This window comes from Pyrobaculum islandicum DSM 4184 (assembly GCF_000015205.1).
GTDB lineage: Archaea > Thermoproteota > Thermoprotei > Thermoproteales > Thermoproteaceae > Pyrobaculum > Pyrobaculum islandicum.
Genome location: NC_008701.1, coordinates 343224 through 369264 on the forward strand (window position 1 = coordinate 343224; position 26041 = coordinate 369264).

Genomic DNA, 26041 nt, shown 5'->3' on the forward strand with positions numbered 1-26041 from the left:
AATTACTTCTGCCTTACTATTGATCTAAGAGCTTCACGTATAGCGCTCTTTAGCCCCCCGCTTTCATACGCCACGAGAACTCTTGACCACTTTATCCTAAGTACTAATATCGTCACCACTAGAGTGGCCACAGCTACAATCGCCATAGACAGCCTAACGTCGCCTAGGTATCTATCAACGGCCATTAACGCCGCGTCTGTAAATAACGCTATGGCTGAGGCGAGAAGAAGCTTTCCAGCAAATACAGCGAGGAAAAACCGCCTTATGCTATAGCCGGCGGCTCCCAGAGGGATATATAAAACGTCGTCTGCCAACGGAGATGTCGCAAATATAAAGACCGCCACGTCTATGCCCCATTTCGATATTTTATCAAAAAACTTCTTTGCGTATTGAAACTCCTCGCCCATGACTACTCTCCCAATTCCATAGCCGTAGAAAAACACCAACACCTTTCCAAGAGTTGCGCCAAGCGCCGTCGTTAAAACGGCGGCTGTCACACTGACGGCGTCACTGTGTGTAGCAACATAGGTCACTGTGGCCAAGTAGCCGGGGAGTGGGATAAATGGTATGAAATGCGATATAAAAACCGCTAGGAAGACGCCGAGTAGTCCGACGTAATCCACGGCGCGTTATTTACCAAACCTCCTTTGTCTTCTGGAGTATTCCTCAACTATGTAGACAAGATCCTCTCTCTCTATCTCAGGCCATAGCTTGTCGAGGAAGATAAGCTCGGAGTAGGCAGATTGATAAAGTAGGAAGTTGCTTAACCTCTTCTCGCCGCCTGTTCTTACAACTACGTCAGGCTCGGGGTTTGGTAAATCTCTAGTGTCTAGACACTGAAATAGCGTCTCTTCGTTTATATCAGCGATTTTAACCTCGCCGTTTAAAAGCCGTTTTATACAACGTACAATTTCTGCCCTACCGCCGTAGCCTAAGGCGAAGGTTAAGTTATACGACGAATAACTTCTTGTGACAGATTCCAACTCCTCCATTAGCTTCACTACCCTCCCAGGTAGTAACGATCTGTCGCCAATAAACCTAATTCTCACCTTATTTTCGTGGATCAAGGGGTCTTCGAGAGATTTTCTAAACTCCTCCTCAAATATCCTAAATAAAATCTCCAACTCTAGCCTACTCCTCTGGAGATTCTCTGTAGAAAGCGCATAGAAGGTAACGTTTCTAATTTCTCTAAACTCAAGCGCCCAGAGAAGAAAACTACGCACTTTTTCCACGCCGCGTTTGTAGGCGTGGTAAAAATCGAGCCCTGCTTTTTTTGCAAATCTCCTATTGCCGTCTGGAATTACAGCGATATGACTGGGTATTTTAACAGACCCGCTCTCCCACATGTTCATCACCCCCCTTCTCTATTGTAAGAAGCACAGGCTTGTCACAAGTGGCAAGTAGCATTCCTTGACTCTCCACGCCCATTAATCTCTTGGGCTCTAGATTTGCCACAACCACGACGTATTTACCCACTAGATCCTCAGGCTTGTAATACTCAGCCAAGCCGGCGACGATCTGTCTCTTTTCGGCACCTAGGTCGACCACTAGTTTTATAAGCTTTCTAGAACCCTCGACTCTCGCCGCCTCTAAGACCTTACCCACGCGAAGGTCAATACGTCTAAATTCGTCAATTGAAACTAACGACATCACAACGCCGTGTATACGTATATTTAAAGGTTTAGTTTAAAATCTCGGTAGGCGTTGCCAACGCTGTATATTACCACCTCCGCCAACTTAGGCCCGGCGCCCAGTTCGTATTTAAAATAAACAGCAACACCTTGGACTAGATGGATATAACTCCTTTTCTCTACAAACCCCTCTTTAATCTCCTCACTGGGCGGGAGGACGTTTACAAAGTCTCCGTTGGCAGTCGCTAGATATACATCTACCCGCTCCACGACATCTCTAGTTACTTTACATTCTAAATATAGCGGGGTGTCTAAATGCATATGTCTAATAGATGCACCTATTTGCTTTAGTCTGCCAACTACATAGTTCACAGTCTGTAGTACTTGCTCTTTTGATGCAAGAGGCAAGACTATCACAGCCGGCGGGACTGCTAACACACTGTCTAAATCCCTCTCTTTAATATTCGTTTCGTTGCCACTGCAGCAATAAAACCTATGGCCAACGGCATTAGGTATACGGCTAGGAGAAACACGGGTATACCAAAGTAGCTCGTCTCTACAGTTACAACAACGACGTTAGATCTATTTGATAAGAGATAGTCATTACCTAAAAACTCCGCGTATATCATATACACGCCGGTGTTTTTAAACCTAAGTGTGACAACCGTCGATTTGTCAACCAATACATCTTCAACATCTGTAGAGTTGTATGTTTTATTTATCTTATATATCAAAACGCGGCCTTCCTCCTGTCCCACCGGGCTTTCTAAATTAACCACAAGCGGAAGGCCGCCGTCTATAAGCGCCATTTTTCTCTCGGCTCTAATCTCTATTTTGGCAGGGTTTTTAACCGCTAAATAGAATTGGGAAGTCCAACATGGGTAGTAACTATCATCGCCTGGGAAAAAGACTGTAATATTGTATACCCCAGTTTTGTTAAAAACAAGCTGAGGCCCTGCTACACTTCCGTTGATGTATATATATGTTGGAAAAGAGACTAACGGTTGGACTACGTATCTCCTAAGTACATATACTGTGTTATTAACGACTTCGCCTCTTAAAACAAAATGTATTACACACTGCGCCCTGTCTATAAATACATATGTGATGTTTTCCACACTTGAATAGTTGGGATCAAAGCTATCAAATCTTGCAGTAATCTTAAAAACGCCGCCGCGTGGAGGCAACCACATGCCTTGGTAAGACGAGGAGTTTCCTGAGTAGACCACCGTGCCGTTTATTATGAGGTATAGTCTACCAGCCACCCCGCTGGGTTGTAGAAACATTCTAACGGGCAACGCCTCTCCATAAACACCTCTCTTTGGCACGTCGAGAATTAGTTTAACAATTGCACTACTTACAAAAACGTTAAATGTGGCCTTTGTACTAAGAAGCCCAGGGGCCTCGGCTATAGATACTGTACCGAGATATGTGCCGGCGGGTATGCCAACTATTTTCAAAACGCCCACGCCGTTTATCACTCTGACCGTGTAGTTAAAGACGTGGAATCTCCCCATTAGCTCTACACGTGCCGTGGCGTTTATAGGCCTTCCATATAGCCGTAGAAATATCGGTATGTCCAGTTCTTGTCCATAGACCGTAGAGAACGTTTTGTTAACTATAATCTCCGGCGTCGAGGGGGCGACGAAAACTAGCATAGAGAGTTTTGCATTTCGAAAGTTCCTAGTGGTCGGGGTAAATACGACTGTCAAATTGTGAAGGCCAGGCCCGATCTTTAGCGTATCAACAAGGGAGCCGCTTGGCGCTCCGTTTACAAACACCGTCAGTAACCCACGCGGTTCTACTAACGATAGAGCCTTTGCTGATATAGACAACAGCTTGCCATACTCTACCACATAGGGGTTAGAGAAAGTCCTATTGATTTTTACATCTAGTTGAACAGGTGCTGGAGATACCCGGAGAACTCTGTTGACGCCTATCGACGTAATATTTCTATCTTCTGCCACAGCCACATAGAGCTGGTAGACGCCTACGTCTAAGAGTCTAAATATTAGAGAGCTTGGAGACTTCACTAGAATTGGCGACGACCGATTCATAACTATAGAAACAGTAGCTCTATAGTCCCTACGTCCTACAAATACTCTCACTGTGATGTTGATAGACTCGCCGTATGTATATTCATCTTTATGAATCACCTGTAGGTTTGGCACAGCCTTTATGACGGTCAGGTTGTAAGTCGTAACTATGTCTCCCATAGTTAACGTCAATGTGTAATTACCCGCGCCAAGACTCCACGTGTCTACTGCAATAAGCTCAGACGCAGGTAATACAAAAGTACCTATTGAAACTAAGCCGCGTCGGGGCGGCGGATGGAGGTTTATTTTCATCACCTCTCCAAAGACATTATTGACAACTGAGATATTCGGAATGACTACGACTTTTGTCTTTTGGTAAAATACGCCGTCTGTAGCCACTAGGTAGTACAGCCCGGAGTATTGTGGAACAAATGCCGTAGTAGGAGCCTTAGACCCATTTACATAGAGCATAACTGTTCCACATCCCCTCTCTGTCATATTAACCGAAATTTTTGAAGTCATATTTGCTGCGTTTATCTCTATTCTACATTTATCAACGACAGGTAGTTTAACAACTTTGCCATTTATCCTCAATGTGATATCGCCTGTTGTTTTCAATGGCCTCACGCCGAGATAGATCGTACTACCAGAAGTAATATTGAAATCCACGACGACGCCCTCTACTACCTCCACTTGTTTAGCCCCGCGGATTGTGAGATTTGTATATGTATATGCGTTAACGTACTCTGGCTCGATACTTACAGCGACGACTATAGCCACTATTGCCACTGTAAATATGAGACAGCGACGCACATACATCTATATGGTCTGTTATAAATTTTTCGCGGCACAAAATTAAATATATTGAAATTTACATGTCGTGGCTAAGATAATTACAATAGATGTGTGGGGCACCTTAGTGCCTGTGGAGCCGGCTATAAAAGCTGTCGTCGATGTATTACACAAGAGTCTTGGGGGGAGGATCCCCTACCAGACTGTTCAAGCTCTTATAAATGAGGAGAGGAGAAAGATGAAGCTTGCAAGACGGGAGAAACACGAAGTTGTGCCACCCATATACACATTACTTGACATACAGAGACAACTACGTAATAGGGGTATAAATACATTTTTTGACGTATATCAAACACAAGATGCTATAGACGACGCTATTTCTCGTCTTGAAATTACGCCTTATGAAGACGCTGTTGAGGCGATAAAACACGCCAAAGCCGAAGGCTATAGAATTGGAATAATTTCAAATGTCCTACTCTGGAGATCTCGCGCAACTAGAAAGTTATTGGAAACCCTCGGCATTTCACAACTAGTAGATTTACAGCTATATGCCGACGACATTGGTTATGTAAAACCTGCTGTACAAATTTTTGAAGCTGCCAAAACGCTTTTATTAGGCGATGTAGAACCCGATGTATATCTACACATAGGTGACGACTTCTATGAGGATTTCCTCGGCGCGTTAATGGCTGGCTACGGCGCTGTGTTGATAGATAGAAGAGAGCAACACACAAAGAGAGAATTGACAGAGGCAGTGCCCTGTAGGGCATATATCGTAAGGAGTTTAAAGGCTCTACCGTTAGTGCTACATGAAGCAGAAAGCTGTATTAAGCCAAGTTAGACATCAAATATTTCACATATTCAATAATCGATTTTACAGCCGGCGACTCCGTAGGCTTAAGTTTTAACACCTCTATTTCCAACGCTTGTCTCGCAGCTTGTAGAAGTTTATCAAAAGGTACGATGTGTGGAGGCTCTCCAAACGTCTTTTCTACTACACGTTCCCACGGCATTGAGTGGACGGCACTTATGGAGTACTCGGGGATATACATATTGAGCACTGGCCTAAGCCTTCTGCCTCCTAACAACTCTACGTAGCTCTTTGTCGTTTCAATAGCCGATATATCGGGCGTTACAACAGGCACTACATAATCCACAAGACCCGCCGCCAAACTCCCAAATGGAGATGGGGGCATGTCGATAATAAGCACCCCCGGCTTTAGCCTAGATTCAACTATCTGTAAGACATGTTCTAATTGCCGCTTGGTGAGAAAGCCGTCTCTACCTAGAAATGTAAAGACGAGTTGAAAAGCGCCCTTTTCTGTATTCCACCTCCTTAGGTAAAACGCCCTAATTGGGTCGGCAAGTTTACCTATGACGTAGTCAGATAGAGAGGGCCTTCCCCAAGTTGCAAGAGACTCCCCTATGAGTATAAGCGCCGCCGTACCTATATTAGGCGTGAGATCTATAAAAACTACGGGGTAGTAGGACACATTTCTCCAGGCATAAGCTAATAAAACCGCTGTGTTTAACGCTAACGTAGTCTTGCCAGTGCCTCCCTTAGTTCCAGAGGAGAAGACAAGCCTCTTCATACCTCTGGCGCAGAGACAGGCCTCCTCTTTATTTCTTCCGGGGTGATCTCCCTCTTGGTTTCTACTTTCTCCTCTTTCTTCTTTTCTCGCCTAGGCATTATTAAAACAAGACTAGCCACATAGAATAAAATTGCGGCAATAGGCCATTGACATAAGACGGCCAGTGTAAACGCCGTGATATTGAGCACTATGCCTATGGCGAATTTCACGTAATCTACAAGCGACAACTTATTTATCTATTTAACTACTTTAGAATAGTTGTATAACACGCCTTCTATAATTTCACAAAGCCCCTCTACGTCCCCCGCCTTGGCTTTCACCCACAACGGCGTGTCTCTCCTTAGTATATACTTTTTCCCGATTTTCTCAAGATATCCGGCTACGAGCAAGGCCTCAGACATATTAGCTACTTTAAATACTATAGATCTCGTTGGCCTTATCTTTGTCTCAGCCCACTTTGAGACGTCGCCAACGACAAAACTAACTACATTGCCGCGGGCCCCCTCTACAAGTTCTACTAGAAACCTAGCCAATATCTCGCACATTCTCACATTTTAAAAACGCGTATCGTATATATATATCTTTCTATCGGCTTATATGCGCGTTCTTATCATCGGCACCACAGGCCTAAATATGAAGGCCTTGGCGTCTTCACTAGAGAAGTTCCATAGAGAACAGAGCCGTGGAAAGCTCGGCTTGTACTTCGTAGAGGAGGAGTTAAAGAAAGAAGTAGACTGGGTTATTTTTCTTGACAGCGACGATTATTATTGGCAAGAACGCGTCTGGAGAGAGGCAGTGGCTAAAACAGTTGCTAGAGTAGAGGAGGAGGCGCCAGACCACGCGGCCATATTTATGAACTTGCCATATTTTCGCAAAAGCCGCTTTTTCCCAGCTGTCGACATCTCAGTATTACGGGCATTTAAGCCAGATCTCCTCATGACTTTGATAGAGGAGGCGCATGTCATTTGGCGTAGAATACAGATACGGGAGGGCCGTGAGAAAACTGGCGCAACTCTCAGACTTAAAGACGTATTTGCTTGGCGTACAGCCTCTATTCTCATAGGCGACACAATAGCTAAGGCGCTAGGCGTACAAAATGTAGTGGTTGCAGTAAAACACCCAGCTAAGACCATATACGGCATAGCCATAGGCGCCGCAAGACCTAGGTTCTACCTCTCGTTTCCAATAACATATACTAGAGGAGATCCAGAAGCGCGGCGGGAGATAGACGCCTTTAGAGCCGAGATGCACAAAAGATTTTACGCCTTCGACCCTTTGACAATAGACGAAAGAGTACTGCGGACGGCGAAAAGACAGGGAAATATCGTAGTCATAGAGGCGGAGGACCGCTGGCTTCTGCCAGAGGGCGTGAGGCCGGCTGTCGAAGACGAGCCAGAGCTCTATCCAATGGAGATACCCGTGGATCAAGTAGAGGAGGTTTTAATAGATATAGACAACTTAATCAGATTTAAAGACTTCCGCTTTATACTCCAGTCAGACGCCGTCGTCGTTTATAGACCATTTATGAAAAAAATGTTTCACAAGGGGGTCTTCAGCGAGATTATGTACGCCTCAAATACCGCCCACAAGAGACTTTTTATCTATCTACCACCTGACGACAGAACTACAGGCATGGACTCTCCCTTTGATCCCGGCGTTGGAACAATTGAGGAGAGATTAGAAAAGTTTTTCGAAGTTATTGAGAGATTTGCCGCCCGTTTTTCAGCTGAGTGATAAACTCAACAATTTTCTCACGGCCGCGAATCTCGAGGAACCCCCTTCTCTCATCTACCACATAGAGCACATCTTCGTCTACGAAAGGCATATACAACACCTTGATCTCCCCCGGCCATTCCCCCTGGGGATTTCTAGTTACTAAATAGGCTCTCACGACGTATGTATCCTAAAACAAGTTAATAACTCCATTGTTTATAGACAGAATCGCCAAGTTAGATAAAACTTTCAGCGTCGTCTAGCCTCTTCATCTATCAAGCCGACCGAACCTCAACATCAAATTATAGATTACCCATATATAAAAACTATGAGAACCCCGCCATTAATCTGGCAAGAGTTCTACATTTCGGCCATAATGTCTTAACTCTGGGGAGAACAAAAATACTTAAAATAAGCGTATATACCTACATGGACTACAAACTTGCCGCGGGGGTTGCCATAGGGCTTATAATCGGAGTTATAGCGACCATGTTATTTATCCCCCAGCCACAGTCTCAACAACAGAGCGCTCCGCCTTGTCCAACTTCTCTAGATTTGATAAAGAAGAGGGGGAAACTTATAGTTGGAACCTCCGCCGACTGGCCGCCTTATGAATATGTAGAAAGTGGAAAAATCGTAGGTATTGATATAGATATCGCCAGAAGAATTGCAGATAGTCTCGGAGTCCAGCTTGAAATACGTGATATGAAGTTTTCAGCACTTATAGAAGCTGTCAGAAAGGGAGATGTCGATTTTGTTATAGCCGACATGGCTATAACACCTGAGAGAGAAAAACAAGTCCTCTTTTCTATTCCATATCAGGTAGATTCGTCTACTGTTGTTGTAAAGAAGGGAACACAAATTAGAAGCGTAGAGGATCTAAGAGGCAAGACCATCGGCGTACAAGTGGGAACTGTACAAGAGGATTGGGCTGTTAGAACCCTCGGCAACTATTCAAAAATTGTGAGATATGACAGAGTGTATCCCTATATGGTTGAGGCTTTGCGTAAAGGCGATGTCGATGCGATTGTCGTCGGGGGAGTTGTTGGAGATGCAGTAGTTAAAAGATTTCCAGAGTTTGAAAAAGCGTTTTCAGTAGGAGTGCGCTACAGCGCTGTTGCAATGCCGATATGTGCCTACGATTTAAAACTACAAGTAGATAAAGTGATATACGACATGTTACAAAGCGGCGAAATGGAGCGGCTGATAAACAACTGGGTAGAGAAATGGCTCTATGGCTAATTATTAAACTTTCTCTCGTTTTAATATCCCCCTTTTCTACAACAACAACGTTTGAACTAAATAACGTTGTATATACAGTATATGTCGCAGATAACTTTGTAAAGTGGGTTATTGGCTATATGAATGTGACCTCTTACGACCCACGCGGCGTTGGGGCCGTCGGTATGTTATTTATATTTCCCAGAAATTCTACATACTGCTTCTGGATGAAAAACACTTATATCCCCCTTAGGATTGTCTGGGTCAGCGGAAGTAGAATTACGGGACAGGCCTTGGGAAGGCCTCTAGACAAAACTCCGGTATGTGGCTACGGCGACAAAGTGCTAGAGCTTAAACCTGAGATTACACTTGGCGAGCAACAACAAAAATAGGCCTTTCTCGTTTTCAACTCACAACTAAGCGGGAACCGCCCCGGGAGAACATCACACCGCATTAGCTACAAACAACCGAAGGCCGCTATGGTATCTCTATCCTTGGTGTTCTATGCACGTTCATATGGGACCTCTGGAGTAGGGGAGAAAAGTCAGTGTCTACACCGTGGCGGCGCTATTCTAAACGTCATAACTTGGCAATTGACAGTGACATAGGCTAAGATACGACGAAAAACAGAACGTCTAATAAGACCGTTTCACGTAGACACCGACAAATACGCCAAGTCAGCACTCTGACCAACTCCGCCGCAACTGAATTACGTGCCAGACCTACTTCAACCCACGAGCCTCTGGAATAGAACCTCTATAACACATTATGCCTAGATATCGCCGATATCGCAACGCTGAGAAATCGCGTGGCATGTATCCAAGGACGTGGGTATACACCGGCAGTACATCAGGTATAAAAAGCCGGGTCTCGGCCTCGGCCATGAGGTTGGGCGTGGTGGTGGCTGCGGCGGCTTTGGCGCTGGCTCTGGCGGTATACATCGCGGCGGCCGCCGGCTCGGACAGCAAAGCGCAGTCCGCGCAAGACGCGGCGATCGAGGGGCTGGCGATTGTGGAGCCCGACTACTACGACTCCTTCTGGTACATGTACGGCAGACTGCCGAGGAAGATGAATATTGAGGTTGACGACGTGGTTAGGCGTATTTTGGAGAGGCCGGTTGGGGCTCCCGGGCCTGCGAGAGGCGAATTTCAGATTGACGAGAGACAGTGGTTTCACAGCGACGCGGCGGGTAGGGAGGTTTACGAGAGGTGTTTTGGGGGGATTTTTGTAGACGCGGCGAGGATATACATCGTGGTGACAGACAGAGCCTGCGGAGAGAAGATAATGAGGGCCGTGGAAGACCTTGCGAGCCAGTACGGCGCCGAGCTAGTCTTCCTCAAAGGCAAATACACATACAAACAGCTAAGCCAGTGGGCAGACGCGCTGTTTCATAAGGTGTCTAAGGAGGGGCTTCAGGATAGGCTGAAGCAGATATGTGGAAAATACGTCGTCACTATGCTCATGGTAGACTAAGCAACTAACCAGATCATCGTAGGTGTAAACCCAGACTGCATAAGCCGGGCCGTCATCAGAGAGCTAGCCAAGGCTCTCGACGAGTTGGGAATCCCGAAAGACGCCGTAATCCTAGAGAAATTCCCCGGTGTTGCGCCGTATCCGTTGCCAGTCGGCGTTGTGGAGTCTAAGGATTGTTCTCTTGTGTTTACTGGGGTTCGCGGTGTTGGAAACCCCTTCGCCCTTACGGCTGGCGGCTGTGTGGTGTCCTACATAGATGTGTTAGACCACCGTAGATGTGTGATATTACCGCCTGGTGTCTGGGATATGTTGGGTAGTTAGGGCTGTGTGGCAATTCTGCATTGGTGCTGTACCACTGCGATAGCCACAAAGGGAGGTAGCGGCACACCCGTCCTCACGCCTTGGGTTGTTCTATCTTTCGTCCGCTGACTATTTTGTGACTCCGATATCGGTAGCTCTTCGAGATTTTTGAGGCGGTGTAGATTAAATTCCTCGTTGAGGTAGAATTTAATAGTGCCCCCTTACGGCTCCCGATCCTCTTCGGGAGGCCGCCGGAGTCGAAGGCCCGGCCCTGGAGTCTAGCGGCTGGGAGCGCCGCCAGCCCTAGTGACCTGGCTCCTCTCTGTCCGCGATCGCCCTAGCGCAGTCACGAGTGGGTCAAACCCCTAGGGAGAGTCGGCGCCGGGGAAGGGGGATGTAACGATGTTGTCCCGCCGACTTTTATAGTCGGCGAGCAACGACATCGTCACTAGTCAGAGGGGTTCCTCCTCCTCACCAAGTTTAAATATATGACCGCTTTTAAAAACGTGCTTCTGTGGGTTTACCTCGCCTTGGCGTCTTATGTTGTCTCTATAGGCTTTGGGCTCGCGGGCATGTCTGCGGCTTCAGCTGCGGCTGGCGCTATTTCCACTGTTCTTGTGGGAATTACACTCACTAAAGCCTACCGGGAGTTGCTTAATATCAGAGATATGTATTGGGATAAGCTCGGCGGCGTGTGGCTCGGCGGCGAATACGTCGTTGCCATCTGGCTTTTTGTAATCTCGGGTGTATCGTCACAACCAATTGCTCTGTTTCTAGTACATCAATTTGAAATTCTTGCAGACAGAAATGTGGAACAGATAGATTTTACAAAGTTGATGGGCTTGGGGGCGCTTGTCTTGGGGCTTCTTCTTCTAGTGGCAGTCTGGATAGTTGCTTGGGCCTACTTGATTGAGGTTTTTACACGGGATATATACATCGTTAAAGTCGCAACGGGAGTCGGCACTTTTAGACCCTCTAGCGCCACGTTTTATATCGTGCTTAGTGTCATTACAATAGGTTTTTTATACTTCTACTGGTTATATAGCGTATGGAAGTGGATTTCTCAACTGAAGACATCGACGAAGTTGCCGCACTTATCGCAAAGTCGGACTGTGTAGTGGCGCTCACAGGCGCAGGGGTTTCTACAGCAAGCGGCATTCCAGACTTCCGAGGGCCTCAGGGCATTTGGAAGAAAATAGACCCTGAGAAATTCGACATAGAATACTTCTATAGAAATCCAGATGAGGTTTGGGATCTCTTTATCGAGTTCTTTCTCCCCGCCTTTGATGTAAAGCCTAATCCCGCCCATTATGCTTTAGCCGAGCTGGAAAAAATCGGCAAATTGTGTGCTGTGATTACACAAAACGTAGACATGTTACATCAAGCCGCTGGCAGTAGGAATGTAATTGAGCTCCACGGCGCGCTCAGAGACGCCGTATGTGTTAAATGCGGTGCTAGATATCCACTTAGAGAAGTATTAAAGTGGCGTAGCAGCGGGGCGCCTAGGTGTCCCAAATGTGGAGGAGTTCTTAAGCCTGATGTAGTATTCTTTGGAGAGCCTCTTCCACAGAGTGCACTAAGAGAGGCTCTTATGCTAGCCGAGATGTCTGACGTATTTATCGCAGCGGGGACTTCGCTAGCTGTATATCCTGCAAATCAACTGCCGGTAGTCGCTAAGAAAAGAGGTGCAAAACTCGTGGTTGTAAATGCCGACGAGACTTATTACGATTTTTTCGCAGACTATGTGCTGCGGGGTAAAGTCGAAGAGATCTTGCCCAAGCTCGTGGAGAAGGTTAAAGACATTCTATTTTAAACGGCTTCTTTTCTACAAGAGCCTTTTCTACTTTCTTGCGGAGTTTTCTAATTTTTATACAACCTACGTCTTTTTCTAACAGCTGTATCGCTTCTTTTATCAACCTCTCAAATTTGTCCAGCTGACCCTCCTGGAGTTTTACAAATGATGCGGCCAACATTATTAAGCCTTGTAACGTCGGCTCTCTAGTTTTTCTCCAGACGCCCTCTAGTACGTTATGCGCCTCCCAAAATCTCTCTTTATTAAAAAGCTCTACGTATTTCTCAACGTCTCCACCGACTTCTTCAAATGTTATATCTATGACGTCTAGAACTCTGCCTATTTTCCTCTCTACCTCAACCACGGCCGTTTCTAAATCGTCGGTTTTAACATCAACTTCTACATGCGATGACGCAACTCTTATAGTTATAACTGGGAGAGACGCCCTCAGCTGCTTAATTAGAAACTCTCTATGAGACGGAAGATAGCCTGGGTTCTCCGCTATTATTAGATACCTCATTTAGCCAGTGAGAATAACATAACAACAAAATCTACTACGTCTCTAAATGATAACATTCCAACAAGTCTTCCCGATGTATCTACCACGGGGAGATGTCTAATATTTTGCACACGCATTTTTTCCATCGCCTCTGTAATTAGAGCGTCTTCTCTGATTACTATTGGATTCTCTGTCATTACCATCCAGGCTGGCGTATCCGGCGCTAGAGACCGGGCTACTACATACACTAGATCTCTTTCCGTAATTATGCCCACGGGTTTTCCCTCTTCATCTACTATAACTACACTACCAACTTTGTTTTCATACATTTTTATAGCTATGTCTTTTATTTTGTCGTCTTTTTTCGCAGTAATTACGTTTCTCACCATTACATCTGACACTCTGAGTGGGAGCTCTCTACGTTTTAACAGTGGCATAAATTCTGTCTTGTCCCCTCTATTTAACTATATCTTTACTAGCATTTTTCTCACAGAGAGGTCTAGATCCACTATTACTTTTACATCTCCGTAGACCTCTCTCATCTTTCTAACTGTAGATATCAGTCTGTCTAATCTTCTTATGAAGTCTGCATTGTCTGGTAGGGGTCCGCCGGCATAAAACTCGACACCCTCTGCAGGTTTTAAATCGATGCCAAAGGCAAAGGCAAGCTCTTGAAACTTCAGCCACCTCTCTTCTAACGCCTCTAGAGCTAGTCTATTTGTTCTATACTTCTCGGCGTATTCTCTAATTGACGTCAACAACGTCTCTAGCTCAGACAGCGTAATTAATATCATCTCGAAAGGTAGTACGCTATCTCTACGTTGTCGACACAGAATTTAACCATGCCTGGCGTAAGGTCGTGGCATCCAAATGTGTTGAGTCTAGTCTCTTCTCTTGGCAACGGCGGGATTTCTCTAGGTTGTGGAAGCGTAGGTATTACCTCTGGAAGAGAGGCCGGCGTTATATAGCTCTCGTCCGGCCCTATCACCACTGTGTAATCTCTTAACTTGAGATCTTCAGCCATTTTGTCAGCTTCAACAAGTGTTTCTAAGACAGAAGAGAGCGCTGTGTAAATATAACCGAGGGTGCCGAGGCCTATTGTGTAGTTGCCAACTTGTCGGCGTGCTAGTAATATCGGCGTTGATTCTATCTGTGGCACAAGCGACCTTAAATGCCAGATGAGCTTCTCAATATTTGTTGAGCTTACTACGATCATATTATTATCCTTGTCTTACCGCCAGCTATTTCTATGTACACTTCTTCGTTTGGACCAAGCACCTTTAACAACACCTCTTTTATACGTGGGTCTATCTGTAGCTCTGCAACTTTTTTCTTCTGGAGCGTTCTCATGGCACAACTATGAGCGTATTTCTGCCCCTAAATACAACATACATATCTGGCGGAAAATATCGTAGTATATTCAACGGCACTCCAGTCGGCTGCGGAGGCCAGTAAAAATTTACCCTGGAGCCTCTTATAGCAACTGGCTTTACCTTATATCTCTCTAGGATAGATTCCACATCTTCTATAATATGGAGTTGCGACGTATGTAAAATCATATCTGCACCCTCTGGCGTATTTATATATTTTACTTTAAAGTATCAAGTCTTTGTCGCTCTGGAGTTAGGAATCCCAGCCCCCTTATGCGGCGTCGGCCCTCTCCGAGAGGGCTCGAGACCCGTCCGCAGCCGCCGTTTAGCAACCGCAGACAAGGGGGCTGGGTCATTGGGGCTTGCGTTCGTCACCGCGGTATGCCAGACCCTAGGCCGGGGGATGTCGTTCATGAGAGAGAAAGTTTTCTGAAGAGAAAATCTAGATAGTTGTCGAGACGGAGGCGAGGGAAACGAGTCATTATGGCTTTCTCTAAGAGTTTCTAATATCTCCTCTTGGCCCATATCGACGGTATATTGTCTTTGTGGTCGTTGAAGCTGTAGGAGGGGCATGTCGTCTTCCTGTTCTTCAACTCCTGTAGCTTCGCGCCGTATCTCAAACAGACTGTTGAATACAACTCTAGATACGGCAACCCGTACCACTGTGCGAGCTCTTGTAACCTTTTCCGCAATTGGCCTAGCCCGTCGAGGAGGTGCTTCTTCTCTCCGTCTCCGTCGCCCTCCCTCAACTCCCAATAGCTCTCGTCTTCTATCTTGTCGACGACTACGGCGGCTTTGTACTCCATTGCCAACTTGACGATCTCTCCGGCGATCTGCGTCACAACGCCCCCTATCTTCCTAAACCGCTTGGACTTGAGGTGGCGCGTCCTCTCCTCAAGCCGCCTCCTTCTGACGGGGCCCGTCTCCCTTGCGGCCCGTTCTTCCAACCTACTTATCTCCTCGTGAAGTCTCCCCCGACTCCCTCGCCACAGAAAGGTCAGAGTGCTTTGGCGCCTAGTGGGAGAGACCGGAAATCCTAGACATCGCCACGGGGATGCACTCAACCGTAGAGGGATACGTCAAGAGATTGCTTAAGGAGGCTACGTGACTAGAGGAGCCAAAGCTCACGACAGAGGAGTTTGACAAGGAATCCCACACCGCTTTGTATACTCCTCTCGGCTAACAGATTTTAACCTGGGAAAACTTCTTTTCTATGCAAGCTGTGATTTTAGCCGGTGGGTTTGGAAAACGGCTTGCGCCACTGACAAACGAATTACCTAAGCCGCTGTTGCCAGTTGGCGGAAAGCCTATTCTTGTGAGACAGATCGAATGGCTTAGGAGATATGGAATTGTCGATATTATACTGGCCGTGGGTTACCTAAGGCATAAGATCTTTGAGGCTCTGGGAGATGGGCGTAAATACGGCGTTCGTCTCTTCTACAGTGTTGAGGAGGAGCCCCTCGGCACTGGGGGCGCTATAAAAAACGCCGCTCCCTATCTAACAGACGATGTATTTATAGTAGTGAACGGCGACGTGTTGACTAACCTGCCTGTAGATAGAGTTGTTGAAGCTCTAGAGAACGCAGATGGGGCAATTGCGCTTGTGCCTCTCAGAAGTCCCTACGGCATTGTTGAGTTTGACTCTAACGGCTATATCTCTAGGTTTAGAGAAAAGCCGCTGTTAGAGGGCTTTTATATTAACGCAGGCGTTTATGCTCTAAGGAAAAAAGTGCTGTCGGAGTTGCCAGACAGGGGGAATATAGAGGAGACTCTCTTCCCCTCGCTGGCGCAACAGAGACGTCTTAAGGCTATTGTATTTAGAGATGTCTTTTGGCGTTCTGTAGATAGTCTAAAAGACTTAGAAGAAGTAGATAAGTATTTTACTAATGAATCTTGAAGAGCTAGTTTTAAAATACGCCTTAGCTAACGCCGTTAAATACGGAGGTAAGGCAGATGTTAAAGCTGTTATGTCAAAAATCATGGCCGAAGTGCCAGAGCTCCGGCCGAAGGCTAGAGAGGTGAAGAGTATGGTAGAGGCCGTTGTGGCTAGGGTAAATTCTATGTCTCTAGAGGAACAACTTAGGTTGCTACGGGAGAGGTGGCCTGAGACTTTAGAGGAGAGGAGAGTTGAACAAAAGAGGCCAGGCATTGAAAATTTGGCAGAGCTGCCTAATGTAAAAGGCGGCGTGGTTGTACGTTTTGCGCCTAATCCGGACTTTGTGCTTCACTTAGGTAGCGCTAGACCTGCTATTTTAAACTACGCATATAGACTAAAATACGGCGGTAAGTTCATACTACGGTTTGAAGATACCGACCCCCGAACGAAAAAGCCGCTTGTAACCAGCGAAATTAATGCCTACGAAACCATACGGGAAGACCTCAAGTGGCTTGGCATCAAATGGGACGAGGAGTATATACAGTCTATGAGAATGGAAATCTACTATGAACATATCAAAAAACTATTGGAAAAGGGAGCTGCGTATGTTGACCTCTGCCGCCCCGAGGAGTGGAGAAAGTTGAGAAACGCCGGTAGAGCTTGTCCACATAGAGAACAAAGTCCAGAGGAGAACTTAGAGCTGTGGGATAGGATGTTGGAAGGCCGTTTTAAAGAGGGAGAGGCGGTGGTGAGGATAAAGACCGATCTGTCGCACCCAGACCCAAGTGTGCGAGACTGGGTTGCGTTTAGGATAATTGATACGTCTAAAACACCCCACCCTCTGGTTGGGGATAAGTATATCGTCTGGCCTACGTATAACTTTGCTGTTTCTATAGACGATCATTTAATGGGCATCACCCATGTGCTTAGGGCACAGGAACACAGCGTGAATACAATAAAACAGTCTTACATCTTTAAACACTTTGGCTGGGAGCAGCCTGTCACTATACACTTTGGGAGACTTAAGATTGAGGGAGCTTCTCTTAGTAAATCTAAGCTAAAGGCGCTTGGCGTTAGATACGACGACATAAGTCTGCCGACTCTCGCAGGTTTGAGAAACAGAGGTATTCTCCCCGAGGCCATCTGGGAGCTTATACTCACGGTGGGAGTAAAACCATCTGATTCAACTATAGCGCTGTCTAACCTCTTTGCTCTTAATAGAAAGAGGATAGAGCCGATAGCAAATAGGTATATGTATGTGGCAGACCCTATCAAACTCGTGTTTAAATCTGATAGAGAGCTTTTAGCAAAAATACCTCTACACCCAAGTTTTAGAGAGCGTGGAGAGAGGATCTATAAGTTTGGGCCAGGTACAATAGAGCTGTTTGTACCTAGGCAAGATATAAAGCCTGGAGCTGTCGTCAGACTGATGGAGCTTGCCAACGTCGAAATCATAGCCGTAGAAAACGGCGTTGCCCATGGCCGTTTACACAGTGTTGGCATTGACGAGGCTAGGAAGGTGGGCGCACCTATAATCCAATGGGTTTATGAGCCCATCGAAATACATGTCGTAAAGCCTGTGGCCGTGGGGAAAAAGGTAGAAGAAATAGGGCTTGGAGAGAGCGCTCTTGAGAAAGTAGAGACCGGCGCCTATGTCCAATTTATGAGATATGGCTTCTTAAAAAAGGTGGGGCCTTCGGCTTTTGTCTACGTTCATGATTAAGTTAATATTTGACGCCCTCACGCCTAAACAAGCAAGGATTGCTGCTGTTTTATACCAAGAGGGGAGTAGACGTGGTATCAACGTTGTTATTACATGTCGTAACTATTTCCATTTAGCTGATATACTTAGAATATATGGAGTTCCTTACGTATGTATAGGTAGGTATGGAGTTACGCCATATGAAAAACTGGTCTATGGCTTGGAGAGACAGAGAGAGCTTGTGGAGTATGTAAAAGACGTAGATGGCATGCTTAGCTTTCCCTCTCCAGACCTAGCCCGAGTGGTATTTGGACTTGGTAAGCCAGTTATTGTGATGAATGATACTCCTCATGCAAGTCATGTGAATAGGCTTGTCATACCGCTTTCCGAAGTGTTGATAGCGCCTGCCGCCATACCTCAGGAAATTTGGAAGTCGTATTGCCCAAGGCGTGTTGTGACATTTGATGGTGTGTTTGAATATATGTGGATTTCTAAATTTGCGCCTAATGAGGAGGTTATCAAGAGACTGGGGCTTAGGAGAGGCGAATACGTAGTTTTTAGACCTGAGGAAGAACATGCGTCTTACTATCTGTGGAACACCGCCACAATAAGAATGAGACTTGTGGAAGAGTTTAGAAAGAGGGGCTACGTTATAGTAAATGTGCCTAGATATTCGGATCAAATTATAAACGGAGTTTTTAACTTGACGGAGGCTGTTGACCATTTACAACTAGCCTATTTCTCCGCAGGCGTTGTGACAGGCGGCGCAACTATGGCGACTGAAGCAGCTCTCCTAGGCGTGCCGGCTCTCTCGTATTTCCCAGGTGACTACTATTTAGACAGATACATAAGAGATAGAGGCGCGCCTCTATTTAGATGTAGAGATCTAGAGAGTTGTCTTGTTGCAGTTGAGGAGATGTTAAAAATTGGAAGGACTTCACCGCCAAAATTTGAAGACCCCACCCCTCTAATATTGGAAACTGCCACCGAAGTTGTTTCACTTCGTGAGAATTAGATTTAAAAGTCTCAACGTAACGACAATCAATGAGAGCTGTCGCTCTGCTTAAGGTGGGCCGCGACTACGGCGTAACTTTTCTAGACCTTAAAATTGCGGGTCTTAGAGAAACTGATACAAAACTTGCTAAATACGCTGAGGAACTTGAGATGATACAAAATGATCTCATCGGAATTATGCCAAAACTAAAGGAAATGTATGTCTTAGATATAACACTTGAAGATACAATGGGGAGGAGGTATATAGCTAGGTTCTACACCTACGGGGGAATTGTATATTATGCCATCCTGATATCTCCAAAAAGTACCATGGGGACTGTGCTTAAGAAATTAACGCAACAAGGTTGGAAACTTCTTATACTAATAGAGAGGAAAGCTGTTAAAAAGAGCGCTAGCGAGACAGACGTTCGATAAACTCTAAAAATCCCGTCTTCTCTGAATATTCAAGCCAATCTACTCTGTCGCTTCTACACCGCTTAGTTATACATCGTTTTAATACCTCAAATGTCTCCTCTGGGCTTCTTAATGTTACATCTATCTGGAATACTCTATGCCATCTTTCACTAGCAGATGTATAAACTATGTCTAAAATCTCGGCCCAAACATTATCCACTACCTTCTTAAGAGGCCACCCCCTGTTTAACAACTCTTTGAAAAGGACGTCTGGCGCTTTGCGCAACACTATAACAATTTCTGGATCTGGAGACACTTCTACTACGTGTGTATCTATGATGCTTCCAGGCCTTGTCGCTTTATATACGACCTCCTTTGCCCCTTCTAAATCCACTATTTCGTATGTATCTAGCTCTGGGATATATTTCACATATGGCGTATTTATCAACAACTCTCCCACAGATATGCACCACGTCGAGAAATACGCCGCAAGTTTTCTACACTGGCTAGTTTTTCCAACTCCCGGCGTGCCTGTAATTAGGGCCTTAGGGCTTTGTCCTTCTGATGTCACGTGGAAACGGCACTACATCTCTTATATGATCCGCGCCCGTAATCCACATAACTAGGCGGTCAACGCCAAGGCCAAAGCCTGAGTGTGGAACTGAGCCATACCGCCGTAGGTCGATATACCATTGGTAATCCTCAGGGTTTAGCCCGAACCGTATTATTTTATCTATAAGTTCCTTTGCGTCATAAATCCTCTCGCCGCCGCCAATAACTTCTCCATAGCCCTCTGGCAGAAGTACGTCAAAACTTAGCGTCACTTCAGGCCTTTGGGGATTATTTCTATGGTAGAAAGCCTTTAGTTTTTCAGGAAATCCATACAAAATAATCGGCTTGTCAAACTCTAGCGTTAACGCTCTTTCTTCGTCCGCACCTATGTCGTCGCCCCAATTTATATTCAAGCCTTTTTTTCTCAAAATCTCTATTGCCTCATCGTAACTAACTCTATAAAACGGCGGCTTGGCCTTTTCTAACGCTTCAGTCTTACGTCCCAAGAGCTTAAGCTCTTCTCCCCTCTCCTGTAAGACTTTTTCGACTGTATAACTTATGACTTCCTCGCCTACGCGCGCGGCGTCTTCCATACTTGCCCACGCCATCTCCATTTCTGCATGCCAAAACTCTGTGAGATGTCTTCTCGTTCTAGAAGGCTCAGCTCTAAAACTAGGCGCTATTGTATATACTTTTTCAAGACTATATATGAGGGCCTCTAGATAAAATTGTGAGCTTTGTGTTAAATATACCGGCCGTCCAAAGTAATCTACTCTAAAGAGCGTCGCACCTCCTTCTACTGCAGCAGTTATAAACATGGGGGCTTGTACTTCATAGAAACCGTTTTTTCTAAAGTAGTGGTGTAACGCCTCAAATACTGTATGTCTAATTTTCAGGACTGCTTGCATTTTTCTACTTCTAAGCCATAAATGTCTCACGTCTAATAGATATTCGCTATCTGCAGTTACGGCATCTTCATTTATTGGATACGGCTCTCCTATATAAACCCAATCTATGCTTTCAACGTGCAATTCTACGCCTCCAGGAGCTCTCGGCTCTTTTACCAACAACCCACTTACCACAATAGAGGACTCTATATTGAGCTCTTCGGCTATTTTAAACCGATCTCTCGGAAAGACAAGTTGTATAATTCCTGTCGAGTCTCTAAGCACTACAAACACCTTCTCTTTTAACACCCTTTTCCGATACACCCAGCCTCTAACTGTAACGTATCCGGTGCTGAGCTTTATAGCCTCAGATATTGGAATGGCTTTCTTAAACACCTCCATCACGTCTGTAGAGGAGCTTCTTTAAAAATTCCAATTATGACCCCGCCCTCACATTCGGCGGTCTGTTTTCCCACGTAGTCTCCCTCTTGGTAACGTCTCTTTTTTTCAGTCCCGTCGCCGCAACGAACTAATGTAAATATCTCTGCTGGTCTCTCTCTGTCTCTAGTCGCTGTCACTCTCCAGAACATGTACATAAAGAACAGCAATACTAACAGGGATGTTATAAGTACAACGAGGTAATCCCACACATTCATTTTCTGCCTGCGAGATATCCGGCTTTTACATAGTCTTCATCTCCGTACCCCAGTGCAGTTAAAAGTTCGTATAGCGCCTTGACTCCGCTTATGGCTACTGACCCGGACTCAGCCTCGCCTGCGGCAGTGGCGGCGTAGCGCATATCTTTTGCAGCATTTCTAATAGTAAACGTCGGTTGTCCGCTGCCTAACATTCTATCAATATAACGCGCCGCCACTTCTTTAAACACAGTCATAGACAAAAGTTCTTTAAACACCTCGGGTTTAATGCCGTATTTAACAGCCAGAGAAAGAGACTCGCCTAATGTAGCCACTGTAGAAATCAGTAGAGAATTAAAGGCTAGTTTAAGAGCAGTGGCTTTTACGTTATCTCCAACGTAAAACAACGTGCCAAATTTCTCAAGCGTCGGCCTGAGTTTTATATATAACTCATCGGGGGCGCCTACGATATATATAGCGTCTCCCCCTTCCACATTGCGCGGACTGCCTACTACCGGCATGGCAAAAACTCTCTTTTCTCCTAGCGTCTCCACCGCTTTTTTAACAGCACCGATAGAATATGTGCCACAAAGCGCTATGTAATCACCGCCGATATTTGGGAGCACGTTGAAGAGAGCGGTATCGTCCGCGACAAAAATAGCCACAAATCCTCTTGCCTCCTCTGGCTTGTTTATAGCTTTGCCAGGCGCGTCTTTAACCTTCTCTCTAGTTCTATTCCACCAATATACATTATAGCCTAGCGATGCAGCGCGTTTTGCAAACGCCTTACCCATATTTCCCATGCCAATAATAGTTATATCCATATGGCGGGGACTGTACAAGTTTATATTTCTACATCCCTCTGCTACTGTGCTTTTACTACGTACAGATCCCCTTAAGCCAGACGCCGACGTAATTAGATTTGCCGCCGAGGTGTTAAAAAGAGGGGGCATAGTGGCGGCGCCCACAGAGACTGTCTACGGCCTTTTTACACATGCATATAGCGATGGGGGGTGCGCCAAGGTTTTTAAAGCCAAGGAGAGACCCCCCGACAATCCCTTGATTGTCCACGTAGACTCGGTAGAAATGGCCGCACAAATCGCCTATATTCCAGAGGAAATTGTAGACGTACTCAGGCGCATATGGCCCGGCCCGATAACACTTGTAATGAAGTCTAGAGGGGCCGTCTCACGTTGTGTAACCGCCGGCTTAGATACTGTCGCAGTCAGAGCGCCGGCACATCCCATACCTCTGGCAATAATAAAAGAGTTAGAAGCTCCTATAGCAGGCCCTAGCGCAAATAAGGCGGGGAGGCCCAGCCCGACGACTGCAGAACATGTCGTCGAGGATTTAAATGGCGAAGTCGACGTAATTATAGACGGGGGGCCTACGTTTTTCGGTGTCGAATCGACAATTATAGATGTTACTAGAAAACCGCCTATCCTCCTCCGCCCAGGCCCCTTTACAGTTGAGGAGCTTGAGAAGTATTTTGGGCCTGTGGAGATACCACCCGTCGCCCGCGGGCTTATTGAAACAGATGTGGCGTTAGCCCCCGGCATGAAGTATAAACATTATGCGCCAAATACGCCGCTTGTAATAGTCCATTTTGACCTCTCTCTGGCAGTTGAAACGCTAAGGTCTAAAGGGCTTAAAGTAGCTGTGTTATGTGCAACTGGCCGGTGTACTAATGCAGATGTTGTAATAAAAATGGGCGATGATTTATACGAAGTTGCTAAAAACCTCTATAGATCTCTTAGAGAGTTAGATAGATTTTCTGTAGATATTGGAGTTGTACCTGCTGTTGAAGAGACAGGCATTGGTCTCGCTATTATGAATAGGCTTAGAAAAGCTTCTGGGCATAGAGAGGCTTTTAACCTAGGCCAATTGTTAAAGTATGGACTGGCTCAGCCAGTTTTTTGACGATATATATCTCGATTTTATACAACATTATAAAGGCGAGTGGGAGTCAAAAACTGAGGCGTTATTTATACAACGCGCCCTCCGTATTGAGCCCGGCATGAGAGTATTAGATGTCGCTTGCGGACATGGGAGACATATGGCGTATATGCCTAAAGATACTGTAGTTGGCGTAGATATAAACCTGAAGTATCTAGAGATTGCGAAAAAACATGGAGATGTTGTACAGGCAGATGTAAGAAGCCTCCCGTTTAGAAAAGGAGCTTTTCACGGGGCGTATATAATGCACTCTACATTTGGCATGTTTGGCGTTGAGACAGAAGTAGAGATTTTAACTTGGCTCTCTGGCATATTAAAACAAGGCGGACGGCTGTTAATCGACGTAGCAAATAAGGAGAAGATTGAAGACATATACCACTCTCTAGGCGAGGTGTGGAACTTCTGGATCTCGGCAGGCCCCTATAGAGTCTTAAGTACGGCATATTACAACCCTCTTACCTCACGTATTAGAGAGGTGAGACATATATACAAGAGCGGGCAGTATGTCGGCGAGAGAGTACTCGAGCTTACTTTATACAGCCTTGGCGAGTTACGTGTAATGTTTTCAACAGTCGGCTTCTCCATTGAAGATATTTATGGCGGTTTCAACGGCGAAAAATATGATAGACACGCAGATAGGCTTATCGTAATCGCTGTAAAAACCGGCGGTATATCAAGGGCGTTAAAAGAAGCTGTCGTATGGAATGTATAGCTTAAAACTCACGTCGGTTTTCTAACTTATGGATATCTTAGCTTTTCAAAACGCGGTCGACCTCGTAACAGAGTTAGAGAAAGTGGGAGTGGTAAAACAGGTAGAAGAGCGGGTTTTTCCAGATGGCGAGGTCTTAATTCGTCTCCCAGAGACAGGTCCAGAAGTCGCACTTGTCCTTCGGCTCTATCCCAGCGTCAATGACAACATAATTAAATTGGTTTTAGCGCTTGACGCGCTTAGCGATATAGGCGTGCGTAAAGTGGTTTTGCTAACGCCATATTTCCCATATGCCAGACAAGATAGGAGGTTTAGAACAGGAGAGCCGATCAGTTCTAAGACTATTCTCAAGCTGTTGGCTAATTACCCCGTCTTCGCTATTATTACGCTGGATCTACACAAGCCTTACATTGCCGAGTACGTACCGCGTATTACTACAAGAAATATATACCCAGCCGTAGAGTTTGCTGAAAGACTTAAAGACGTAGACATAGTACTAAGCCCAGATTTTGGCTCTGTCTACCGTGCTGAGGCTATAGCAAAAATATTGGGGGTGTCATATACATACTTCGAGAAGTATAGAGATAGAGACACTGGAAGCATCACACTTGTCCCACGCTATGATGTTAATCTCAAGGGTAAAAACGTCGCCATTGTCGACGATATATTATCGACAGGGGGCACTTTAGTAGACGCTTGTAAATCTGCGCGGGCGCTTGGCGCAAATAAAGTATATGCCGCAGTAACCCATTGCCAACTTCTTAGAGATGCTAGAGAAAAAGTGAGGGGGTGTGTTGACCGCTTAATATGTACCGACAGTATACCTAATGAATTTGCAGAAGTGAGGACTGGCCCTATTTTGAGAAGAGAGTTGGAGCGTCTCCTATAATCTCCAATATCGGCCGACGTAGCTCTTGACCTCCTTTATAATTTCTTCAAACTTCTCTAAGGTGTGTACGTCTGTAGAAGTTTGGCTTTCGCCTGGGGCAAACTCCCCAGCGTCTGCTAGTCTAATGAGAGCTTTTGTACCTCTTCTTATCACCTCACGGTTGTAGCCGCCTTCAAGTAGAAATATTACAGGCTTCTGTAGACGTAATACTGTTTCAAAGACGTAGAGATAGCTTTTAAGCGATAGTTTCATATCGGCTAGGGGATCTTCCTTATGCGCATCCCAACCTAGTGAGATTATCACAAGACGAGGGTTGTATTGTCTCAACACAGATGTTATAATCTCGTCAATTACTTTGATGTACACATCGTCGCCAGTATGAGGCGGCAGTGGGATATTTATATTGTAGCCCTCCCCCTTGCCCTCTCCCACCTCTTCGGGATATCCCGTGCCTGGGTAGAGCGTGAGCGGATGTTGATGTGTAGAGATATACAACAGATCTCTGTCATATAGTATTTCCTGTGTGCCATTACCGTGATGTACGTCTATGTCTAATACGGCTACTCCCTCTTCTCCATAAAGTGCGCCTATAGCAGCTGTATTAAAGATACAAAACCCTTGACTTGGCGCAGAGAGAGCTCTACCGGCAACCCCGGCGTGGTGACCCGGCGGTCTTGCCGCAATTAACGCCGTCTCTTTTCTCTCCACTGCGTTTATAATCGCGGACACGGCTAACGCTGCGGCATCGCATGTACCGCTTGATATGTATGTATCGCCGTCGATTTCGGCATGTCCTTCTCTACAAAGTCTACGTACTAGCTCTACATAGCTCTTGTCGTGTATAGACTCTATAATGTGCCAGACGTCTTCGCGCATAACGGGCTCCTTTATCTCGGCCCCGGCCTCCCGAGCCCCCTCTAACAAGTGGTCTAGTCTATCTGGCGCCTCTGGATGTCTAAACGGCGGCGTGTGTTTTTTAAATATTGGCGAATAATACACAAGCATAAGT

The 26041-nt window shown here is 45.7% G+C and carries 36 protein-coding genes; 15 read left to right on the forward strand and 21 right to left on the reverse strand.

Annotated features, from left to right (window positions below; all coding sequences use genetic code 11):
- Positions 1-2: 2 nt before the first annotated feature.
- The 5 genes from PISL_RS01785 to PISL_RS01805 are packed head-to-tail and all read right to left on the reverse strand — an operon-like array spanning position 3 to position 4486.
- Positions 3-623, reverse strand: a complete 621-nt coding sequence (locus PISL_RS01785) for a DedA family protein (protein WP_011762102.1) — start codon at positions 621-623, stop codon at positions 3-5.
- Positions 624-629: 6 nt separating this feature from the next.
- Positions 630-1346 carry a polyprenyl diphosphate synthase gene (gene uppS / locus PISL_RS01790; RefSeq protein WP_011762103.1) on the reverse strand — a complete coding sequence of 239 codons (717 nt, stop codon included), beginning with the start codon at positions 1344-1346 and terminating at the stop codon, positions 630-632.
- The gene (gene metG, locus PISL_RS01795) at positions 1324-1650 is read right to left on the reverse strand and encodes a methionine--tRNA ligase subunit beta (RefSeq protein ID WP_011762104.1); all 327 of its coding nucleotides are present in this window, start codon (positions 1648-1650) and stop codon (positions 1324-1326) included. Before metG ends, uppS begins: the two co-directional genes overlap by 23 nt.
- A 23-nt stretch (positions 1651-1673) precedes the next feature.
- On the reverse strand, positions 1674-2069 hold the full coding sequence (locus PISL_RS01800) for a hypothetical protein (RefSeq protein ID WP_011762105.1): 396 nt from the start codon (positions 2067-2069) through the stop codon (positions 1674-1676).
- 5 nt (positions 2070-2074) lie between these two features.
- Complete coding sequence (locus PISL_RS01805; RefSeq protein WP_011762106.1) at positions 2075-4486, reverse strand: hypothetical protein; 2412 nt, start codon at positions 4484-4486, stop codon at positions 2075-2077.
- Positions 4487-4547: 61 nt separating this feature from the next.
- Between PISL_RS01805 and PISL_RS01810 the strand changes: the two genes are divergently transcribed.
- Positions 4548-5300 carry an HAD family hydrolase gene (locus tag PISL_RS01810; RefSeq protein ID WP_011762107.1) on the forward strand — a complete coding sequence of 251 codons (753 nt, stop codon included), beginning with the start codon at positions 4548-4550 and terminating at the stop codon, positions 5298-5300.
- Here the strand turns inward: PISL_RS01810 and PISL_RS01815 are convergent.
- From PISL_RS01815 to PISL_RS01825, 3 genes are read right to left on the reverse strand one after another with little or no spacing between them, the layout of a single operon-like run.
- The gene (locus PISL_RS01815; RefSeq protein WP_011762108.1) at positions 5287-6051 is read right to left on the reverse strand and encodes a CpaE/TadZ family protein; all 765 of its coding nucleotides are present in this window, start codon (positions 6049-6051) and stop codon (positions 5287-5289) included. The two genes, PISL_RS01810 and PISL_RS01815, sit on opposite strands and share 14 nt — an antisense overlap.
- Positions 6048-6260 (reverse strand): hypothetical protein, encoded by a 213-nt coding sequence (locus PISL_RS01820; RefSeq protein WP_167827600.1) that lies wholly within the window; start codon positions 6258-6260, stop codon positions 6048-6050. The genes PISL_RS01815 and PISL_RS01820 overlap by 4 nt, the downstream gene beginning before the upstream one ends.
- 27 nt (positions 6261-6287) lie before the next feature.
- Positions 6288-6596: a hypothetical protein gene (locus PISL_RS01825; protein ID WP_011762110.1), complete on the reverse strand. Its 309-nt coding sequence runs from the start codon at positions 6594-6596 to the stop codon at positions 6288-6290.
- 52 nt (positions 6597-6648) lie between these two features.
- Here PISL_RS01825 and PISL_RS01830 point away from each other — a divergent pair, with 52 nt between their 5' ends.
- On the forward strand, positions 6649-7785 hold the full coding sequence (locus PISL_RS01830; protein WP_011762111.1) for a hypothetical protein: 1137 nt from the start codon (positions 6649-6651) through the stop codon (positions 7783-7785).
- On the opposite strand, the gene PISL_RS01835 is transcribed toward PISL_RS01830, so the two are convergent.
- Complete coding sequence (locus PISL_RS01835; RefSeq protein ID WP_053240268.1) at positions 7748-7942, reverse strand: hypothetical protein; 195 nt, start codon at positions 7940-7942, stop codon at positions 7748-7750. The genes PISL_RS01830 and PISL_RS01835 overlap by 38 nt on opposite strands.
- A 251-nt stretch (positions 7943-8193) precedes the next feature.
- On the opposite strand from PISL_RS01835, the gene PISL_RS01840 reads away from it, so the two are divergent.
- The 6 genes from PISL_RS01840 to cobB all read left to right on the forward strand — a co-directional run bounded on the left by PISL_RS01840 (position 8194) and on the right by cobB (position 12571).
- The gene (locus PISL_RS01840) at positions 8194-9006 is read left to right on the forward strand and encodes an ABC transporter substrate-binding protein (protein WP_011762112.1); all 813 of its coding nucleotides are present in this window, start codon (positions 8194-8196) and stop codon (positions 9004-9006) included.
- Positions 8991-9377, forward strand: a complete 387-nt coding sequence (locus tag PISL_RS01845; protein WP_011762113.1) for a DUF192 domain-containing protein — start codon at positions 8991-8993, stop codon at positions 9375-9377. The genes PISL_RS01840 and PISL_RS01845 overlap by 16 nt, the downstream gene beginning before the upstream one ends.
- A gap of 490 nt (positions 9378-9867) precedes the next feature.
- Complete coding sequence (locus PISL_RS01850) at positions 9868-10458, forward strand: hypothetical protein (RefSeq protein WP_053240269.1); 591 nt, start codon at positions 9868-9870, stop codon at positions 10456-10458.
- Between the two features lie 84 nt (positions 10459-10542).
- The gene (locus PISL_RS10535; protein WP_011762115.1) at positions 10543-10779 is read left to right on the forward strand and encodes a hypothetical protein; all 237 of its coding nucleotides are present in this window, start codon (positions 10543-10545) and stop codon (positions 10777-10779) included.
- Positions 10780-11264: 485 nt separating this feature from the next.
- Positions 11265-11876 (forward strand): hypothetical protein, encoded by a 612-nt coding sequence (locus PISL_RS01855; RefSeq protein WP_245218436.1) that lies wholly within the window; start codon positions 11265-11267, stop codon positions 11874-11876.
- The gene (cobB, locus tag PISL_RS01860) at positions 11807-12571 is read left to right on the forward strand and encodes an NAD-dependent protein deacetylase (RefSeq protein ID WP_053240270.1); all 765 of its coding nucleotides are present in this window, start codon (positions 11807-11809) and stop codon (positions 12569-12571) included. Before PISL_RS01855 ends, cobB begins: the two co-directional genes overlap by 70 nt.
- On the opposite strand, the gene PISL_RS01865 is transcribed toward cobB, so the two are convergent.
- The 7 genes from PISL_RS01865 to PISL_RS01890 all read right to left on the reverse strand — a co-directional run bounded on the left by PISL_RS01865 (position 12552) and on the right by PISL_RS01890 (position 15366).
- Positions 12552-13070: a DUF309 domain-containing protein gene (locus PISL_RS01865; RefSeq protein WP_011762118.1), complete on the reverse strand. Its 519-nt coding sequence runs from the start codon at positions 13068-13070 to the stop codon at positions 12552-12554. The genes cobB and PISL_RS01865 overlap by 20 nt on opposite strands.
- Positions 13067-13486: a CBS domain-containing protein gene (locus tag PISL_RS01870; RefSeq protein ID WP_011762119.1), complete on the reverse strand. Its 420-nt coding sequence runs from the start codon at positions 13484-13486 to the stop codon at positions 13067-13069. Before PISL_RS01870 ends, PISL_RS01865 begins: the two co-directional genes overlap by 4 nt.
- 27 nt (positions 13487-13513) lie before the next feature.
- Positions 13514-13843, reverse strand: a complete 330-nt coding sequence (locus PISL_RS01875) for a hypothetical protein (protein WP_011762120.1) — start codon at positions 13841-13843, stop codon at positions 13514-13516.
- Positions 13840-14265, reverse strand: a complete 426-nt coding sequence (locus PISL_RS01880; protein WP_011762121.1) for a hypothetical protein — start codon at positions 14263-14265, stop codon at positions 13840-13842. The genes PISL_RS01875 and PISL_RS01880 overlap by 4 nt, the downstream gene beginning before the upstream one ends.
- Entirely contained in the window at positions 14262-14399 is a 138-nt protein-coding gene (locus PISL_RS10540) for a hypothetical protein (protein WP_011762122.1), read from the reverse strand. Before PISL_RS10540 ends, PISL_RS01880 begins: the two co-directional genes overlap by 4 nt.
- Positions 14396-14608 carry a hypothetical protein gene (locus PISL_RS01885; protein ID WP_011762123.1) on the reverse strand — a complete coding sequence of 71 codons (213 nt, stop codon included), beginning with the start codon at positions 14606-14608 and terminating at the stop codon, positions 14396-14398. The genes PISL_RS10540 and PISL_RS01885 overlap by 4 nt, the downstream gene beginning before the upstream one ends.
- 314 nt (positions 14609-14922) lie before the next feature.
- Positions 14923-15366, reverse strand: a complete 444-nt coding sequence (locus tag PISL_RS01890) for a transposase (RefSeq protein WP_209320003.1) — start codon at positions 15364-15366, stop codon at positions 14923-14925.
- Positions 15367-15632: 266 nt separating this feature from the next.
- On the opposite strand from PISL_RS01890, the gene PISL_RS01895 reads away from it, so the two are divergent.
- Genes PISL_RS01895 through PISL_RS01910 form a run of 4 tightly spaced genes read left to right on the forward strand, consistent with a single transcriptional unit; the run spans position 15633 to position 19425 of the window.
- On the forward strand, positions 15633-16316 hold the full coding sequence (locus PISL_RS01895) for a nucleotidyltransferase family protein (RefSeq protein ID WP_011762125.1): 684 nt from the start codon (positions 15633-15635) through the stop codon (positions 16314-16316).
- Complete coding sequence (locus PISL_RS01900; protein ID WP_011762126.1) at positions 16306-18018, forward strand: glutamate--tRNA ligase; 1713 nt, start codon at positions 16306-16308, stop codon at positions 18016-18018. The genes PISL_RS01895 and PISL_RS01900 overlap by 11 nt, the downstream gene beginning before the upstream one ends.
- Positions 18011-19012, forward strand: a complete 1002-nt coding sequence (locus PISL_RS01905; protein WP_011762127.1) for a DUF354 domain-containing protein — start codon at positions 18011-18013, stop codon at positions 19010-19012. Before PISL_RS01900 ends, PISL_RS01905 begins: the two co-directional genes overlap by 8 nt.
- Before the next feature lie 29 nt (positions 19013-19041).
- Complete coding sequence (locus PISL_RS01910) at positions 19042-19425, forward strand: hypothetical protein (protein WP_011762128.1); 384 nt, start codon at positions 19042-19044, stop codon at positions 19423-19425.
- Here the strand turns inward: PISL_RS01910 and PISL_RS01915 are convergent.
- The 4 genes from PISL_RS01915 to PISL_RS01930 are packed head-to-tail and all read right to left on the reverse strand — an operon-like array spanning position 19403 to position 22302.
- The gene (locus tag PISL_RS01915) at positions 19403-19975 is read right to left on the reverse strand and encodes an adenylate kinase family protein (protein ID WP_053240271.1); all 573 of its coding nucleotides are present in this window, start codon (positions 19973-19975) and stop codon (positions 19403-19405) included. The genes PISL_RS01910 and PISL_RS01915 overlap by 23 nt on opposite strands.
- Complete coding sequence (gene asnS / locus PISL_RS01920) at positions 19950-21245, reverse strand: asparagine--tRNA ligase (RefSeq protein WP_011762130.1); 1296 nt, start codon at positions 21243-21245, stop codon at positions 19950-19952. Before asnS ends, PISL_RS01915 begins: the two co-directional genes overlap by 26 nt.
- Complete coding sequence (locus PISL_RS01925; RefSeq protein ID WP_011762131.1) at positions 21245-21499, reverse strand: hypothetical protein; 255 nt, start codon at positions 21497-21499, stop codon at positions 21245-21247. The genes asnS and PISL_RS01925 overlap by 1 nt, the downstream gene beginning before the upstream one ends.
- Positions 21496-22302: an NAD(P)-dependent oxidoreductase gene (locus PISL_RS01930; protein WP_011762132.1), complete on the reverse strand. Its 807-nt coding sequence runs from the start codon at positions 22300-22302 to the stop codon at positions 21496-21498. Before PISL_RS01930 ends, PISL_RS01925 begins: the two co-directional genes overlap by 4 nt.
- A 46-nt stretch (positions 22303-22348) precedes the next feature.
- Here PISL_RS01930 and PISL_RS01935 point away from each other — a divergent pair, with 46 nt between their 5' ends.
- The 3 genes from PISL_RS01935 to PISL_RS01945 are packed head-to-tail and all read left to right on the forward strand — an operon-like array spanning position 22349 to position 25032.
- Positions 22349-23398: an L-threonylcarbamoyladenylate synthase gene (locus PISL_RS01935; RefSeq protein WP_011762133.1), complete on the forward strand. Its 1050-nt coding sequence runs from the start codon at positions 22349-22351 to the stop codon at positions 23396-23398.
- A complete protein-coding gene (locus tag PISL_RS01940) occupies positions 23373-24146 on the forward strand; it encodes a class I SAM-dependent methyltransferase (protein WP_011762134.1) in 774 nt (257 codons plus the stop codon). The genes PISL_RS01935 and PISL_RS01940 overlap by 26 nt, the downstream gene beginning before the upstream one ends.
- Before the next feature lie 28 nt (positions 24147-24174).
- Entirely contained in the window at positions 24175-25032 is an 858-nt protein-coding gene (locus PISL_RS01945) for a ribose-phosphate diphosphokinase (RefSeq protein WP_011762135.1), read from the forward strand.
- Here PISL_RS01945 and PISL_RS01950 read toward each other — a convergent pair.
- Complete coding sequence (locus tag PISL_RS01950) at positions 25027-26037, reverse strand: histone deacetylase family protein (RefSeq protein ID WP_011762136.1); 1011 nt, start codon at positions 26035-26037, stop codon at positions 25027-25029. The two genes, PISL_RS01945 and PISL_RS01950, sit on opposite strands and share 6 nt — an antisense overlap.
- Between the last annotated feature and the right edge of the window lie 4 nt (positions 26038-26041).

What these genes read in the sequence shown, in the direction of transcription:
- uppS (WP_011762103.1), bottom strand. Translation starts at nt 1,346, where the DNA reads ATGTGGGAGAGCGGGTCTGTTAAAATACCCAGTCATATCGCTGTAATT.
- metG (WP_011762104.1), bottom strand. Translation starts at nt 1,650, where the DNA reads ATGTCGTTAGTTTCAATTGACGAATTTAGACGTATTGACCTTCGCGTG.
- PISL_RS01805 (WP_011762106.1), bottom strand. Translation starts at nt 4,486, where the DNA reads ATGTATGTGCGTCGCTGTCTCATATTTACAGTGGCAATAGTGGCTATA.
- PISL_RS01815 (WP_011762108.1), bottom strand. Translation starts at nt 6,051, where the DNA reads ATGAAGAGGCTTGTCTTCTCCTCTGGAACTAAGGGAGGCACTGGCAAG.
- PISL_RS01825 (WP_011762110.1), bottom strand. Translation starts at nt 6,596, where the DNA reads ATGTGCGAGATATTGGCTAGGTTTCTAGTAGAACTTGTAGAGGGGGCC.
- PISL_RS01830 (WP_011762111.1), top strand. Translation starts at nt 6,649, where the DNA reads ATGCGCGTTCTTATCATCGGCACCACAGGCCTAAATATGAAGGCCTTG.
- PISL_RS01840 (WP_011762112.1), top strand. Translation starts at nt 8,194, where the DNA reads ATGGACTACAAACTTGCCGCGGGGGTTGCCATAGGGCTTATAATCGGA.
- PISL_RS01845 (WP_011762113.1), top strand. Translation starts at nt 8,991, where the DNA reads ATGGCTCTATGGCTAATTATTAAACTTTCTCTCGTTTTAATATCCCCC.
- PISL_RS01850 (WP_053240269.1), top strand. Translation starts at nt 9,868, where the DNA reads ATGAGGTTGGGCGTGGTGGTGGCTGCGGCGGCTTTGGCGCTGGCTCTG.
- cobB (WP_053240270.1), top strand. Translation starts at nt 11,807, where the DNA reads ATGGAAGTGGATTTCTCAACTGAAGACATCGACGAAGTTGCCGCACTT.
- PISL_RS01865 (WP_011762118.1), bottom strand. Translation starts at nt 13,070, where the DNA reads ATGAGGTATCTAATAATAGCGGAGAACCCAGGCTATCTTCCGTCTCAT.
- PISL_RS01870 (WP_011762119.1), bottom strand. Translation starts at nt 13,486, where the DNA reads ATGCCACTGTTAAAACGTAGAGAGCTCCCACTCAGAGTGTCAGATGTA.
- PISL_RS01875 (WP_011762120.1), bottom strand. Translation starts at nt 13,843, where the DNA reads ATGATATTAATTACGCTGTCTGAGCTAGAGACGTTGTTGACGTCAATT.
- PISL_RS01880 (WP_011762121.1), bottom strand. Translation starts at nt 14,265, where the DNA reads ATGATCGTAGTAAGCTCAACAAATATTGAGAAGCTCATCTGGCATTTA.
- PISL_RS10540 (WP_011762122.1), bottom strand. Translation starts at nt 14,399, where the DNA reads ATGAGAACGCTCCAGAAGAAAAAAGTTGCAGAGCTACAGATAGACCCA.
- PISL_RS01885 (WP_011762123.1), bottom strand. Translation starts at nt 14,608, where the DNA reads ATGATTTTACATACGTCGCAACTCCATATTATAGAAGATGTGGAATCT.
- PISL_RS01895 (WP_011762125.1), top strand. Translation starts at nt 15,633, where the DNA reads ATGCAAGCTGTGATTTTAGCCGGTGGGTTTGGAAAACGGCTTGCGCCA.
- PISL_RS01900 (WP_011762126.1), top strand. Translation starts at nt 16,306, where the DNA reads ATGAATCTTGAAGAGCTAGTTTTAAAATACGCCTTAGCTAACGCCGTT.
- PISL_RS01905 (WP_011762127.1), top strand. Translation starts at nt 18,011, where the DNA reads ATGATTAAGTTAATATTTGACGCCCTCACGCCTAAACAAGCAAGGATT.
- PISL_RS01910 (WP_011762128.1), top strand. Translation starts at nt 19,042, where the DNA reads ATGAGAGCTGTCGCTCTGCTTAAGGTGGGCCGCGACTACGGCGTAACT.
- asnS (WP_011762130.1), bottom strand. Translation starts at nt 21,245, where the DNA reads ATGGAGGTGTTTAAGAAAGCCATTCCAATATCTGAGGCTATAAAGCTC.
- PISL_RS01925 (WP_011762131.1), bottom strand. Translation starts at nt 21,499, where the DNA reads ATGAATGTGTGGGATTACCTCGTTGTACTTATAACATCCCTGTTAGTA.
- PISL_RS01930 (WP_011762132.1), bottom strand. Translation starts at nt 22,302, where the DNA reads ATGGATATAACTATTATTGGCATGGGAAATATGGGTAAGGCGTTTGCA.
- PISL_RS01940 (WP_011762134.1), top strand. Translation starts at nt 23,373, where the DNA reads ATGGACTGGCTCAGCCAGTTTTTTGACGATATATATCTCGATTTTATA.
- PISL_RS01945 (WP_011762135.1), top strand. Translation starts at nt 24,175, where the DNA reads ATGGATATCTTAGCTTTTCAAAACGCGGTCGACCTCGTAACAGAGTTA.
- PISL_RS01950 (WP_011762136.1), bottom strand. Translation starts at nt 26,037, where the DNA reads ATGCTTGTGTATTATTCGCCAATATTTAAAAAACACACGCCGCCGTTT.